This is a genomic window from Cytobacillus spartinae (genome assembly GCF_042865285.1).
Classification (GTDB): Bacteria; Bacillota; Bacilli; order Bacillales; family Cytobacillaceae; genus Robertmurraya_A; species Robertmurraya_A spartinae.
On record NZ_JBIACK010000011.1, the window covers coordinates 89,183 to 102,727 of the forward strand.

Genomic DNA, 13,545 nt, shown 5'->3' on the forward strand with positions numbered 1-13,545 from the left:
GGGTCTAAAACCCTAAGGAATTTTTTTTACAAACCAAGTGAAATATACTTCACTTCTAAGTATTCGTCTATTCCGTAATGGCCACCTTCACGCCCAATCCCACTTTGTTTAAAACCGCCAAACGGTGCTTGTGGTGTTGATGGAAGCCCATCATTTAATCCTATAATTCCATATTCAAGTGCCTCCGAAATTCGAATTCCTTTTGAGATGTTTTCAGTGAAAACATAAGCCGCCAGCCCATAAAGGGAATCGTTAGCCCGTTCAATTGCTTCTTCTTCAGTTTTAAAAGAGGTAACAGGAGCGAGAGGGCCAAACGTTTCTTCACTCATACAAACCATGTCATCGTCTACATTCGAAATGACGGTTGGTTGGAAAAATAACTGATTTAGTATTTCTCCGCCAGTTTCAACTTTTGCACCTTTTGAGATGGCATCTTCAATGTGATTTTTTACTTTTTGAATTGCAGGGTCATCAATTAACGGTCCAATGTCAACTTGATCATCGAGTCCATTCCCAACCTTTAATCGTTCGACCTTTTCTACAAGTTTGCTAATAAAAGGTTCATAGACACTCTCTTGTACATATATTCGGTTAGAGCAGATGCAGGTTTGACCAGCATTTCGGTATTTTGAGTGAATCACTCCGTCAACCGCCTTATCTAAATCTGCATCATCCATGACAATAACAGGTGCATGGCCTCCAAGTTCTAGAGATACTTTTTTGACGGTATCTGCTGAGCCGCGCATGAGCAGCTTCCCAACCTCCGTAGATCCGGTAAAAGTTAGTTTGCGAACACGATCATCCTCTAGCCAAACCTTCCCGATTTCTTGCGGGTTCCCAGTAACCACATTGATAACGCCTTTGGGGATCCCAGCCTCATGTGCTAATTCTGCTAGTTTAAGAGCCGTAAGAGGGGTTTGTTCAGCCGGCTTTACGACAACCGTGCAACCTGCTGCTAGTGCAGGTGCTACTTTTCTTGTAATCATCGCTGCTGGAAAGTTCCATGGTGTAATTGCAGCAACGACTCCAACTGGTTGTTTGTGTACAAATAACCGCTTATTTCTTTGAGTCGCAGGAATCGTTTCTCCGTAGATGCGCTTAGCTTCTTCGGCATACCAAGATAAAAATCCGTTCGCATAGGCAATTTCCCCTAAAGCTTCCTTTAGCGGTTTTCCTTGTTCCATCGTCATGGTTCTAGCGAGAACCTCTTTATGTTCATTAATTAAATGATACCATTTCCAGATTAAATCCGATCGTTCGTAAGCGGAAAAAGAAGACCATTCTTTAAAAGCTTCATAGGCCGCATGCACAGCTAATCTTGCTTCTGTTGATCCACCATTTGGAACGGTGGCAATTAATTCATTTGTGGCAGGGTTATAAACTTCAATTACATCTAAATCGTTTCCGGTCCATTCTCCGTTTATATAAAATGAGTATTTTTTCAAAGGGTAGATCCTCCTTTTGTTAGGAATAGAGTGTGATTTACTTATATCAACTTTAGTACTTGCTTTGTAATTAAGTTTTATATCAGGTCTATAAATCTTGTAAAAAGATGGAGTGTTAGTGCGATTATCATGCTACGTTTGAGAAATATGGTACTAAGGTGGCTAGTTAGTACCGAAAATCATTCTAGGAATGAGAAATATGGAATTAAAATAGCTAGTTAGTACAGAAAATCATGACAGGAATGAAAAAAATGGAACTAAGATTCGTGCTTAGTGGAAAAAAATGACCTAGGATTAAAATATCCGAACTAAGGTCGGTTGTTAGTGCCGAAATCTTTTTATAAGCTTAAAAATTGTAACTAAGGTGTTTTCTGCTTTTATCGATTAGGGTTTTCTGTGCCAGAAAAATGCCCTAGGATTAAAAAAAGGAACTAAGACGGGTAGTTAGTGCAGAATTTCACCAAAAATCATAAAAAATGTAACTAACATGTTAGCTTAGTGCGAAAAACCACTAATTAGCTAAAAAAAGTGAACTAAGATAGAAAGTTAATACCAAAAATCATCAAACATCCGAAAAAAATGTAACTAACATTCATAGATAGCTATTTGCCGACTAACAAAGGGGGCGCTTTTAACGATTCTACTGGAAAAATCAATAAGCCGCCCTATAAATCTCCTCTATATCCTGCTTTGAAAGAATCCGAGGATTATTTTTTAAAAGTCTCGTAATCTGTGAGGCATCCTCTGCCATGGCAGGAATATCCTCCTCCGGAATATTAAAATAGCGCATACCTGTTGGAATGTTGACAGCAGCTGATAAGCGGCGCATTGCTTCAACCGCACTATTGCTTGCTTCATAGTCTGATAGGTCCGATACTTTCTCGCCTAGTGCTTCGGCAATATCCCGAAAGCGTTCGACACAGCTAATTTTATTCCATTCCATTACATACGGCAAAAGAAGTGCATTGCTGACGCCATGGGGGATATGATATCTTCCACCAAGCGGGTAGGCGAGCGCGTGTACCGCTGCAACACCAGCATTTCCAAAAGCCATTCCAGCCATTAAACTTGCTGTCGCCATATTGTCTCGTGCATCAATGTTGTTAGGATTTGCATACGCTTTCGGTAAATTTTTCGCAATAAGCTTCATAGCCCCAATCGCCAATGAGTCAGTAATGGGGGAAGCGTTTACAGAAATGTACGCTTCAATTGCATGGACCAATGCATCAATTCCACTAGCTGCAGTTACGGACTTCGGCATGGTTACCGTCATTTCTGGAGATACAATCGCTACATCTGGTAGCAGATGATCACTCACAATGCCTTTCTTTAACTGTGCCTTCGTATCAGATAAAATCGCGATATTGGTTACTTCAGAACCCGTACCTGCTGTTGTCGGAATGGCTATAATGGGTGCTCCCTTTTTCGGAACTAAATCAGTTCCAATTAAATCTTCAATGCATCCATCATAAAATGCATATGCAGAGACCCCTTTGGCAATGTCGATGGCACTCCCGCCACCTAAAGCAATGATACCATCATGTTTTCCTTCTATAAAAACATCTCTACATTCTTCAACTAAGCCAATTTCAGGTTCAGGCTTAACTCCGGTATAAACATCGAAGGGGACATCTGTTAGAAGGGCGGTAACTGTACGTAATACACCAATTTCTTTTAAAATCTCATCCGTTACAATTAAGGGATTTTGAATGTTCAATCTATGTACTTCTTGCTGCAACAGTTCCGTTGAACCGTGGCCAGTAATGAGCTTGTTTGCAATTTTAAAGGTAGAAATCGTCATAGAGTTTGAATCTCCTTTCAAGTTTCTGAAATATCTTAATATTCATTTTACTATAGTTTTCCTTAACTCAGAATTCTTTTTCTCAAGTTATGCTAGGTTCTAGAAAGTAAAAAAGCAAAATGCAGTGTATGCATTTTGCCTGAATTCATTTTAATCATTGACTAATCCTAAAGATTTTAAGCCATTGTATACACCCGAAGTATCCACATCAGTCGTTTTATTTTTAGCATATTGGAACAAATCTGGATGAGCGTTCCCCATTGCAAAACCTTCCCCAACAAGGGAGAGCATCTCTTTATCATTCAACCCGTCACCAAATGCAATCGCTTTTTCTTTTGGGATATTGAAATGTTCTAACATAACTTTTACCGCTACCCCTTTATTAACTGTGTCTCGAATGACATCGTAGCAGAGTCCTATGCCTTCCACATTCACTTGAGCAAGGTGGATACCTTCTTTATTATATAAAAGATGGTCATCCTCCTTCATGTTAATAATGGTCATTCCTAGTACTTTATCAATGTCTTCTGTTGTAAAAAGTTCGTTTTGTCGTAGATGAAATGTCTTAATAAATGTTTTCATCTGTTGTGTATCCAAAGTTGTAAAGGTATTTTTAGTACTAGTGTATAGAATTATTTCATGATGATGTTCATCAGCAATCTGTAAATAATCGCTAACTGTACTAGCATCCATTGGTTCATCAAAAATATTTTTTCCTTTATAAATAGCGTATGCACCATTGTATCCAATAAAGGAGTCTATTTTAAGTTCCTCAGCAATTTCTCCAATTTCGTGAAGCGGTCTTCCTGTCGCTAGTACAACCTCAACTTCCTGTTCCCTTACTTGAGCTATAGCCTCTTTTGTTGAATCTTCAATCGTATCATTTCGTCTCAGTATCGTTCCATCAATATCTAAAAATAAAATTCTATAGTCACTCATGTGTGCGCTCCTAAAAGGTTATTTTCTTATAAATGTTTATAGGGGCGATTTTATCACAAATGAATGTAAGAAAAAAATCTTACGTATCTATCGTTTGAAAAAATGGCTTATGGCTAATGGGGGAAGAAAGATTGACCAAGGTCGATGGCTGCCCATAAATCATCGCCGCATCTATAAATGCCTCAAGAGTATGAACAGTTTCAGTCACTACCTTTATAAGATAACTGTATTGTCCAGCTAGTCTATGGCATTCAACCACGTCCTCATGAGCGCTACAGAATTCCCGAAACTGCTTACATTTTGATGTATCAAACAGGATAAAAGCGGTCACGTTTTTATTGATCTTTTCAGGGTTAATTATCGCTCTGTATCCCAAAATAACTCCTTTCTCTTCAAGTTTTTTGACGCGTTCTTTTGTTGCTGGGATAGAAAGTCCAATCTTATTCCCTAACTCTGTAATTGAAATTCTTGCGTTTTCTTGAAGCTCAACTACTATACTTTCATCAATCTCATCCATCTAAAACACCACACCTTAAAAATTAAATAAAGAAAGAGTAATAAACTTAAAAACTATCTGTTTTTCAAAAAAATAACTTATAAAAAGCATGTTACCGATACATGAAAAAATTTACAATACATTTGTAAGAGAAATATAGAAAAGGAGCTAATAGATATGTTGGAAAAAAATGTACCACTCATTGTAATAGATGTTCAAAAGGCTTTCCACCATCCTAAGTGGGGAGAGAGAAACAATCCAGAGGCAGAAAAAAATATTGAGAGATTGATTAATGCATGGAGAGAGACGAATCGTCCCATTATCTTTGTAGCGCACATATCCGAGAGGAAGGAATCTTTATTTTATAGAGAAGATATAGGCAGTGAGTTTCAAGATTTTATTCGACCAATGCCAGAGGACCTTGTAATAGAGAAGAGTGTAAATAGTGCTTTCATAGGAACCAATTTGGAGGAAATACTTATAAACATGAATTGTCCGAATGTGATTATATGTGGACTAACCACCAATCACTGTGTGGAAACTACTACTCGAATGGCAGGGAATTTTGGGTTTAACCCGGTTTTAGTATCTGATGCTGCAGCAACCTTTGACCGGGTTGGACCAGATGGGAAAAAATATAGAGCAGAAGATATTCATCAAATGACATTAGTTAATTTGAATGAAGAATTTGCTGAAATAGTTGATACTGAAACTCTTATAAAACGCTTAGTAGATTAAAACTGAGGGGCTTGCTCCATTGGAAAATAGAGCAAGCTCTTCTATTTTATTAATTTATCTCGGTCTAAAGCTTGTGGCGGCTTCTCTAGCCAGCCCTTTTTAATCATTAAGTTAGCACCATCCTCAGCATATTTTCCTGATTCAGCTAGGAGTCTTCCATATTGAGCTCCTAAATCAAGTCTCATGCTAGCACCCATTGCCATTCCATAGTTACCTATGCCCATTGCAGTAAGCATGTTTACATGAAATAGCATTAATTTATCTGAAAAAGGAGGCACTGTGGAATCTGTAACAGTTGAATCCCATGTTCCAGGTGCAGGAATATTTTGTGTTCGCAGTATTGAACTAAATACCTCCGTAGCCTTTTTAGCTATTTCAAATCCTCTTGTAATATATTTTTTTGTCTCTTCATCCTGGGTACATTGTGCGAAACCAAGTAATAATGTCATACCAATTGAATTAGTCTCAATGTTTAAAGATAGATGTGCAATTTCATTCGCTAATAAGGGTCTTTTTTCACTCAGAAATCCTGGTGATAGAAAGTGCTCATTCTCAACAAATTCTACGGCTTTTGGATAGGTAATCATTGGTGATCTCACATGGACGCCCTTTTCTAACATCATGTTCGTAACACGGTCATACAATTCAGATGCTTGATTTAAACAGGTTGTAAAGAACGAACGAACGTCTTCTCGACTAGAAGTACCTTTTGCCGCACCATACATACAAAGCCCGCTTCGTCCCATATGTCCTAAATAACGAAGATTGAATACATCACTAAATAATCTAGGTGCTCCTTCAATCCAATCGTGGTTGGAAAAACCTTGGGGAACAGGAATTTCTTCTTTTTTAAACAACCCTTGAATAAATACTAGATGTTCAGATGAAATCTTTTTTGCGAACTGAATGATTTCATTAACATCAGGGTCTTCCACAACACTCGAAAAATGGTTTAGAACACATAAGGCTAATGAATCTTCAACATATGTAGTCCAAAGCATACATAACTCTGAAGATGAAAGTTCTGAAGAATGAATGGTACTCATGCTATAACCCCTATCCAAAATAATGTTAACTTCAAAAGTTTTTTGTTAACCTCATTATTACCAGTATCTGTAAAAAATATTAATAAATCAATTAATTTAGGATGAAAGTAACAAGGTAAGTAATATTTGAATGAATGAATATCTGAATATATGATGGAGGTAACCATAAATTTAGGGAATGAATAAAAAAAATTAAAAACCCCGTATCTTTTTATACCCCATATCCGTTTCAAAGGTAGAGAGGTGCTAAAAGGAGTGAACTTAATGATTAAAAAGCTTAGAAAGGTGGATCATGATACTTTCAATGAGGAGTCTAGAAATATGCAAAGGGTAACAGAGGAACTGTATCCTATGTTAAGGCAGTATTCACATTTTCTTACTCAGAATTATTGGGATGGCGATGAAATTGCTCAAGAAGCTATGATCAAGGCACTAAAACATTATAATTTGGATTGTATAAGTGTACCTTTGTTGAACAAGATTGCTTACCATACATGGATAGACACCATCCGGAAAAGAAAGAGTGAGGACATAACTGATCATATTGAGAATATCGTTTCTAAGGAAACAACCGATATGTCTGAAATAGAAGGTATGGTGAGTTATCTTTTAAGCAATTTAACACCAAAGCAGGCAGTCATCTTCATTCTAAAGGAAGCCTTTCAATATAGAGCAAACGAGATTGCAGATTTAGTTGGCTCTACAGAGACTGGTGTTAAATCTCTTCTTTATCGAGCGAAAAGGCGAGTAGCAAAAGAAAAGAATCATATAGGATTTACAACAAACTGCTCAGAATTGGATGAAGCAGAATTTGAAGAACTATATGAGGTCATTTATGAAGCTCTAAAGGAACAAGATCCAACAATTTTGATAGACACAATCCCAACCATTCGCTCATTAGAAAGTCAATCCACCACTTCATTGCATTTACTAAGTTCATTCCGGGCACGTTCAACCTCTCCTTCAAGTGGTTTAAGAATGGCCGCTTAAGTATAAGAACAGGGAAATGGGGGATAACGTTGAGTACGATTCCATACGTGATTGAACAGTCTAGTCGGGGGGAACGCTCTTATGATATTTACTCTCGACTATTAAAAGATCGGATTATTATGATTGGGGATGAAATTAATGACCACGTAGCGAATAGTGTGGTAGCCCAATTATTGTTTTTAGCGGCTGATGCGCCAGACAAGGATATCTCCATCTATATTAATAGTCCGGGTGGATCTACTACTGCTGGATTTGCAATTTTTGATACGATGCAATATATAAAGCCAGATGTTCGAACAATTTGTACTGGAATGGCAGCATCGTTCGGAGCAATGTTGCTCTTAGCTGGTACAAAGGGAAAAAGGTACGCCCTTCCAAATAGTGAAATTATGATCCATCAACCATTAGGTGGAGCGAGAGGGCAGGCTACTGAAATTGAAATATCTGCAAAAAGAATCTTAAAATTAAAAGAGCACATTAACCAAATTATCTCGGAAAGAACCGGTCAGCCCATTGAAAAAATTGAAAAAGACACTGATCGTGATTACTTTATGAGTGCTCAAGAAGCAAAAGAATATGGGATTATTGATGAAATTATTAGTCCTAAATAAACAAAAGGACGATTCCAATGGGATCGTCCTTTTGTTATTCATCGTCTTAAAAAGAAAAGGTTTCTTTTAGCTCTTTTTTACTCCCTTTCACTTTCCAAGTAATGACAATTTCTATTTGGGTTGCTTGATCCTTTACTGGAAAGTTAGCAAATTGAAAAGATTTCCCTCTTTTTTGTAATTGAACCGGTTCAACTGGTGCAAACAATCCAAACATTGTTCTTGAATTTAATTCATTTCGAAAAGCTTGTACCCGGACATAAGGGGTATTTTTTCCGATATTTTTTATAACCATGCTATAAGTGTGATAAGGTTCCATTTTTGAGTATCTTATATTTGGGCCATTCTTATCCGCTTCATGAATCGTTACAGACCATTGCTTTGAGGTTTGGTGGCTCGGAAGTTCCTCAATGGTCATGCCTCGTGCACTAAATGGTAAAATGATAGGAAGCATTAAAATTGTGATGGCTATAGCTTTAATTTTCATACTGGAAGCCTCCTTCCATAGTACTTTTATTGATAAACCCCAAAAAGGGGGGACCATAGCTACTTCTTAAAAGCTATTTTATCTCGGTCACTAGCTGACGGAGGCTTCTCTAACCATCCATGGTCAATCATTATATTTGCTCCATCTTCAGCGTATTTCGCAATTTCTCCCGAAACACGGCTATACTGTAACCCAATATCTCTCCTAGGGCTAGCTGCCATACTTGCTCCATAAAAGCCTATACTTAGGCCTATTAAGGCAGCGGTCTGAAACATCATAAGCTTCTCTGAAAAAGGTGCAACTGTGGAGTCTGTGATATCACTATCCCAGGTCATAGGGATTGGTAAGTCTTCTTCACGTAAGAGAGAACCAAATACTTCTACATGTTTATTGGCAATTTCTTTTCCTCTGACAAAATATTTTATTATTTTTGGATTTTTCGCTACTTGGCTATAACCGATTAATAAAGCGGAACCAAGAGAGTTGCGTTGAATATTTGCATAGAGATTCGTAATTTCGATAGAAGTTAAAGGTCTTCGTTCTCCAAGCCAACCTGTTAGAAAATTCTGTTGAGTTACATATTCTGGTTCGGTCGGTGTAGAGATATAAGGAGCACGAATATAAACCCCTTTTTGTAAACTAGCCTCCAAGGCATTCTTGTGAAGCTGTATTGCCTCATTCAGACATTTAGAAAAGTGCTTGTGTATGTCGGACCTAGATGCTAGCGCAACGGCTAAACTGTAAGCACTGAGAGATAACCCTCCTAATTGTAGAACATAAAATAAAGCAAAAGTATCTGAGTATAACCTTGGGGCATTAAGATTAACGTCTTCATTATTGAATCCAATAGGGATAGGGAATTTTTCTTCATTGAAAAGTGTAGTAACTTTTAGAATATGTTCCTCAGATATTCTTAAAGCAAACTGCAATACTTGTTTTACTTCAAGATCCTCTACTTTTTGTATGAAGTATTTAAGCTGACAGGCTGCCATGCTATCGTTTTGATATTGAGTCCATAATTGAGAAATCTCTGCAGATGTCAATCGTATACTATGTCCGGTTTCCAAAACATCACCTCATAGCTAATTTCTTATATCAGTAGGTTTACCCAATTTTCCAAAGATAGTCAGTCTATCAGTGTAGTTATTGGGTGCATTGATCATTTTTAGCAAATGAAAACATGTATAATAGATACAAGGTACAAGAGAAGGGGAAGAATTCATGAAGTTGTTTCAGCGTTTTTATGAAGGAATCATGGTTATTCTCGTCATGTTTACGATCATAACTCTATGGACGGAAGAAACTCATCATTCGATTTTAAACTGGATAGTGTGGCTAATTTTTGCTACGGATTTTTTTGTTCGACTATATTTTTCAGAACAAAAATGGACGTTTATTAAGAAGAACCCATTTTTAGTGATTGCTATTATTCCTCTTGACCAATTCTTCCAATTAGCTCGTATAGTAAGAGTGGTTTATTTATTCAGAATCAAAACAATCACAAAGTATTATATTCAGCCAGCTGTTGATAGATTGACATACCAATCAAAAACGGTACTATTTGCGGCATTGTTTTTCCTATTAGCTCTTGAAGCCTTAGTGATTCAGTTACTAGAGGGGATTGATCATTATTTTTCTTCACTCATTTATGTATTGGGCCACTTAATGTTTTTCGGTCGTAAGATGCTGGAAACTGAAAGCTCTATAACCATTTGGTGTTTAACAGTCACGTCAATTATAGGAATCATTTTACACGGATTAGCCATTCAATGGGCTTTTACAAAGGTTGAATCTTTATATAAAAAATATGCTAATAGTCAGAACTTAAATGGGTAAATGGATAGATTAGGAGATTTAGTCTATCCATTTACCCTTGATTGTCTGGAATTATCTCTATTGGGACGAAAGTTTATAACAGTTGATGCGATTTGCTGCTTTAATACGTTCCAACTCCTTAAGAGTTTTCAATATGAAAAATTTCCTTGCTAGTTAATGTAAGATGAGAGGGTAAGAGAAGTATGTGATTTCACTGAGGAGTTTATGACTGAGTGATTGTCTTTCTAGATTGTGAATAGAAACTGATTGCTTTTAAAATAAATAGCTTGTCCTGGGTAGAAAGCATTCTCCAACTCTTTACTTTAATTTTCATATTTTCTCCTTTCTATGGATTTGTCTTTTTTATACATATACCTCTACTTTCGCTATTGAAACTAAATAAATTTTGCTAAAAAACGACAAAAAAATAAAACTCTCTTAGCATGAAGAGTTTTATTCGCTGTCTTCCATATGTAAAAATGGCTTGTTTACATAGTAGTACATAAATCCCATTAAAAGGCTTCCTCCAATAAGGTTTCCAATCGTAACAGGTATAAGATTATGTACGACACCTTCAAAGGAAATCGTCCCAGGATGATTGAGAACTAGAGCAATGGCAAAGGTACACATATTCGCTATACTATGCTCATAGCCTGATATGAAAAAACAGAACACAAAAAGAATCATAACAAATAATTTGGCCCCATCTCCCTTTATTGACATAGGAATGAAAAAGGCAAGACATACTAGCCAATTACATAAAATTCCTCTGAAGAACAATTCGGAAGTAGGAGCATGCATCTTCTTCTCCACAACATTTAATAGAAATGCATTTACCTCTAGATCTGAGAACAAGCCGGTAGTAAATATTAGAAAGGCAAAGGTCATAGCCCCTAAAATATTCCCCAAGTAGCTAAGAGTCCAAAGTTTTATAACATCCCACCAAATCATCTTTTTTCGAAGGGCTGCATACGTAAAGTAAAAGGTATTTCCGGTAAATAAGTCGCCTCCTCCATAAGCAATTAAGATGATTGCAGCACCAAAAGTGAAGGCTGCCATTGGATAAGTAACTGGCGAGTGTATATGGTAGAAGTAACCCCCTGTTTTAAAAGCAACGATTACTCCAAATCCAATAAACATACTTGCAAGTATGGATCTTAATAGATAGCGAATTACGCTGTCTTGATAAATTTTGAGCTTTTTTAACGCTAATTTTTCAACCTCTCTTAAAGGTTGACTTTCCATAAGTTCTCCACCATTCATTAAGCTTTTTCTTTAGCCTTACCAATTAATTTAAGAACTATGTGAGGGGAAAAGGTGAAGTGATAATAAGTTACAAATGAAAAAAGCCTGTTTCTTTTTAATGTGGCATATGTAATAATATTTCGTATAACGAAGTTTTATTAGCGTTAAAATTATTTGAATGTTTTGTATACTAAGTAGGTATAAAATTTGGAGGAGGATTTTTCATGCAATTTAACGATTACGCCTATAGTAGGCCAAATATGGAAGAAGTAGAAGCGAGCTTCACTCAATTGTTAGAGAAGTTCCAATCTGCTAATTCATTTGAGGTTCAAGATGCAGTGATGCAAGAGTTAAACGAGCTACGTTCTGAGTTTGAGACGATGAGAACACTTGTGCAAATTCGTCAGACCATTGACACGACTGATGAGTTTTATAATAAAGAAAAAGAGTTTTTTAATGAAGTGGGGCCAGCCTATAAAGGGTTCATCACAAAGTACTACGAAGCTCTTACCAGTTCAGCATTCCGTTCTCAGTTAGAAGAGAAGTGGGGGAAACAACTTTTCTTATTAGCTGATAGTCAGTTAAAAACGTTTGCTCCAGATTTATTAAAAGATATGCAGGAAGAAAATAAACTAGTTAGCGAGTATGTAAATTTACTAGCTTCGGCAAAAATTCCGTTTGACGGTGAAGCGAAAAATCTTTCACAACTAACACCTTATCACCAATCACCAGATCGGACGATCCGAAAAGAGTCGAATGAAGCGAAGTATGACTTTTTTGTAGAACATGCAGATCAATTAGATGATTTGTATGACAAGCTTGTAAAAGTGCGAACTAGAATGGCAAAAAAATTAGGTTTTTCTTCTTTCACAGAGCTTGCTTATGCAAGGCTTTCTCGTACGGATTATGATGCTGAAATGGTCGCAAACTTCAGAAATCAAGTGAAAGAGTACATTGTTCCTTTGGCTACAAAATTAAAGCAAAAACAACAAGAGCGAATTGGTGTAGATACATTTAGATATTATGACGATAGCTTTAGCTTTAAAACAGGTAACCCTGATCCTAAGGGAGATGCTGAGTGGATCGTGGAACAAGCGAAGAAAATGTATGAGGAAATGTCGCCAGAAACAAACGAGTTTTATACTTACATGGTAGAGAACAACTTAATGGACCTATTAAGTAAAGCTGGTAAAGCTGGTGGTGGTTATTGTACATACATTAGTAAATATAAGTCACCATACATTTTTGCTAACTTTAATGGCACAAAAGGTGATGTTCGTGTGTTAAAGCATGAAGTAGGACATGCGTTCCAGGTGTTTGAAAGTCGTGGATTCCAGGTGCCTGAATATGGTTTCCCAACTTTAGAAGCGTGTGAAATTCACTCAATGAGTATGGAATTCTTTGCATGGCCTTGGATGGAGTTGTTCTTTGAGGGAGATACAGATAAATATAAGTTCTCTCATTTAAGTGAAGCTGTATTATTTATCCCATATGGTGTCGCAGTCGATGAATTCCAGCATTTTGTGTATGCGAATCCAGATGCTTCTCCAGCAGAGCGTAAACAAGCTTGGAGAGATATTGAGAAGAAGTATCTACCACACCGTAATTATGAAGGAAATGACTATTTAGAAAATGGTGGTTTCTGGCAGCAACAAGGTCATATTTACAAAGTACCTTTCTACTATATTGACTACACACTTGCTCAAATCTGTGCACTTCAATTCTGGAAACGTACCCAAGACCATTCAGAAGAAGCATGGAAAGATTATCTACACTTATGTAAACAAGGTGGAAGCAAATCTTTCACTGAGCTTGTAAAAGAAGCAAACTTAATCTCTCCATTTGAAGATGGTTGTGTGAAATCAGTTATTGGTGAAATTGAAGCGTATCTGGATACTGTTGATGATCAATCTCTTTAATAGTTCAAACGAGTAG

13 protein-coding genes are annotated in these 13,545 nt (G+C 36.9%); 5 read left to right on the forward strand and 8 right to left on the reverse strand.

The annotated features are described in order from the left end of the window. Positions 1 to 26: 26 nt before the first annotated feature. From ACFYKX_RS19360 to ACFYKX_RS19375, 4 genes are all read right to left on the reverse strand, one after another. On the reverse strand, positions 27 to 1,445 hold the full coding sequence (locus ACFYKX_RS19360; protein ID WP_389362726.1) for an NAD-dependent succinate-semialdehyde dehydrogenase: 1,419 nt from the start codon (positions 1,443 to 1,445) through the stop codon (positions 27 to 29). Between the two features lie 652 nt (positions 1,446 to 2,097). Beyond that, positions 2,098 to 3,246 carry an iron-containing alcohol dehydrogenase gene (locus tag ACFYKX_RS19365; protein WP_389362727.1) on the reverse strand — a complete coding sequence of 383 codons (1,149 nt, stop codon included), beginning with the start codon at positions 3,244 to 3,246 and terminating at the stop codon, positions 2,098 to 2,100. A 150-nt stretch (positions 3,247 to 3,396) separates the two neighbouring features. Continuing rightward, positions 3,397 to 4,185 carry a Cof-type HAD-IIB family hydrolase gene (locus ACFYKX_RS19370; RefSeq protein WP_389362728.1) on the reverse strand — a complete coding sequence of 263 codons (789 nt, stop codon included), beginning with the start codon at positions 4,183 to 4,185 and terminating at the stop codon, positions 3,397 to 3,399. A 79-nt stretch (positions 4,186 to 4,264) separates the two neighbouring features. Beyond that, a complete protein-coding gene (locus ACFYKX_RS19375) occupies positions 4,265 to 4,702 on the reverse strand; it encodes an Lrp/AsnC family transcriptional regulator (protein ID WP_389362729.1) in 438 nt (145 codons plus the stop codon). A 159-nt stretch (positions 4,703 to 4,861) separates the two neighbouring features. On the opposite strand from ACFYKX_RS19375, the gene ACFYKX_RS19380 reads away from it, so the two are divergent. Next, a complete protein-coding gene (locus ACFYKX_RS19380) occupies positions 4,862 to 5,419 on the forward strand; it encodes a cysteine hydrolase family protein (protein WP_389362932.1) in 558 nt (185 codons plus the stop codon). Between the two features lie 41 nt (positions 5,420 to 5,460). Here ACFYKX_RS19380 and ACFYKX_RS19385 read toward each other — a convergent pair whose 3' ends face one another. Continuing rightward, positions 5,461 to 6,465 (reverse strand): DUF3231 family protein, encoded by a 1,005-nt coding sequence (locus tag ACFYKX_RS19385; protein ID WP_389362730.1) that lies wholly within the window; start codon positions 6,463 to 6,465, stop codon positions 5,461 to 5,463. A 264-nt stretch (positions 6,466 to 6,729) separates the two neighbouring features. On the opposite strand from ACFYKX_RS19385, the gene ACFYKX_RS19390 reads away from it, so the two are divergent. Together ACFYKX_RS19390 and clpP are read left to right on the forward strand one after the other, a co-directional pair. Beyond that, entirely contained in the window at positions 6,730 to 7,455 is a 726-nt protein-coding gene (locus tag ACFYKX_RS19390; RefSeq protein ID WP_389362731.1) for a sigma-70 family RNA polymerase sigma factor, read from the forward strand. Positions 7,456 to 7,484: 29 nt separating this feature from the next. Next, the gene (clpP, locus tag ACFYKX_RS19395; RefSeq protein WP_389362732.1) at positions 7,485 to 8,066 is read left to right on the forward strand and encodes an ATP-dependent Clp endopeptidase proteolytic subunit ClpP; all 582 of its coding nucleotides are present in this window, start codon (positions 7,485 to 7,487) and stop codon (positions 8,064 to 8,066) included. A 46-nt stretch (positions 8,067 to 8,112) separates the two neighbouring features. Here clpP and ACFYKX_RS19400 read toward each other — a convergent pair whose 3' ends face one another. After that, the gene (locus tag ACFYKX_RS19400) at positions 8,113 to 8,550 is read right to left on the reverse strand and encodes a hypothetical protein (protein ID WP_389362733.1); all 438 of its coding nucleotides are present in this window, start codon (positions 8,548 to 8,550) and stop codon (positions 8,113 to 8,115) included. Positions 8,551 to 8,609: 59 nt separating this feature from the next. Further along, positions 8,610 to 9,617, reverse strand: a complete 1,008-nt coding sequence (locus ACFYKX_RS19405; protein WP_389362734.1) for a DUF3231 family protein — start codon at positions 9,615 to 9,617, stop codon at positions 8,610 to 8,612. Between the two features lie 154 nt (positions 9,618 to 9,771). Between ACFYKX_RS19405 and ACFYKX_RS19410 the strand changes: the two genes are divergently transcribed. After that, positions 9,772 to 10,386, forward strand: coding sequence for a transporter (locus tag ACFYKX_RS19410; RefSeq protein WP_389362736.1), 615 nt, complete (start codon positions 9,772 to 9,774; stop codon positions 10,384 to 10,386). A 432-nt stretch (positions 10,387 to 10,818) separates the two neighbouring features. Here ACFYKX_RS19410 and ACFYKX_RS19415 read toward each other — a convergent pair whose 3' ends face one another. After that, positions 10,819 to 11,610: a formate/nitrite transporter family protein gene (locus ACFYKX_RS19415; RefSeq protein WP_389362738.1), complete on the reverse strand. Its 792-nt coding sequence runs from the start codon at positions 11,608 to 11,610 to the stop codon at positions 10,819 to 10,821. 224 nt (positions 11,611 to 11,834) lie between these two features. Between ACFYKX_RS19415 and ACFYKX_RS19420 the strand changes: the two genes are divergently transcribed. Continuing rightward, positions 11,835 to 13,529: a M3 family oligoendopeptidase gene (locus ACFYKX_RS19420; RefSeq protein ID WP_389362740.1), complete on the forward strand. Its 1,695-nt coding sequence runs from the start codon at positions 11,835 to 11,837 to the stop codon at positions 13,527 to 13,529. Positions 13,530 to 13,545: the final 16 nt, after the last annotated feature.

Excerpts from the sequence above, each read along its gene's own strand:
- ACFYKX_RS19375 (WP_389362729.1), bottom strand. The coding sequence starts at position 4,702 with ATGGATGAGATTGATGAAAGTATAGTAGTTGAGCTTCAAGAAAACGCA.
- ACFYKX_RS19420 (WP_389362740.1), top strand. The coding sequence starts at position 11,835 with ATGCAATTTAACGATTACGCCTATAGTAGGCCAAATATGGAAGAAGTA.
- ACFYKX_RS19415 (WP_389362738.1), bottom strand. The coding sequence starts at position 11,610 with ATGGAAAGTCAACCTTTAAGAGAGGTTGAAAAATTAGCGTTAAAAAAG.
- ACFYKX_RS19390 (WP_389362731.1), top strand. The coding sequence starts at position 6,730 with ATGATTAAAAAGCTTAGAAAGGTGGATCATGATACTTTCAATGAGGAG.
- ACFYKX_RS19410 (WP_389362736.1), top strand. The coding sequence starts at position 9,772 with ATGAAGTTGTTTCAGCGTTTTTATGAAGGAATCATGGTTATTCTCGTC.
- ACFYKX_RS19385 (WP_389362730.1), bottom strand. The coding sequence starts at position 6,465 with ATGAGTACCATTCATTCTTCAGAACTTTCATCTTCAGAGTTATGTATG.
- ACFYKX_RS19400 (WP_389362733.1), bottom strand. The coding sequence starts at position 8,550 with ATGAAAATTAAAGCTATAGCCATCACAATTTTAATGCTTCCTATCATT.
- ACFYKX_RS19370 (WP_389362728.1), bottom strand. The coding sequence starts at position 4,185 with ATGAGTGACTATAGAATTTTATTTTTAGATATTGATGGAACGATACTG.
- ACFYKX_RS19365 (WP_389362727.1), bottom strand. The coding sequence starts at position 3,246 with ATGACGATTTCTACCTTTAAAATTGCAAACAAGCTCATTACTGGCCAC.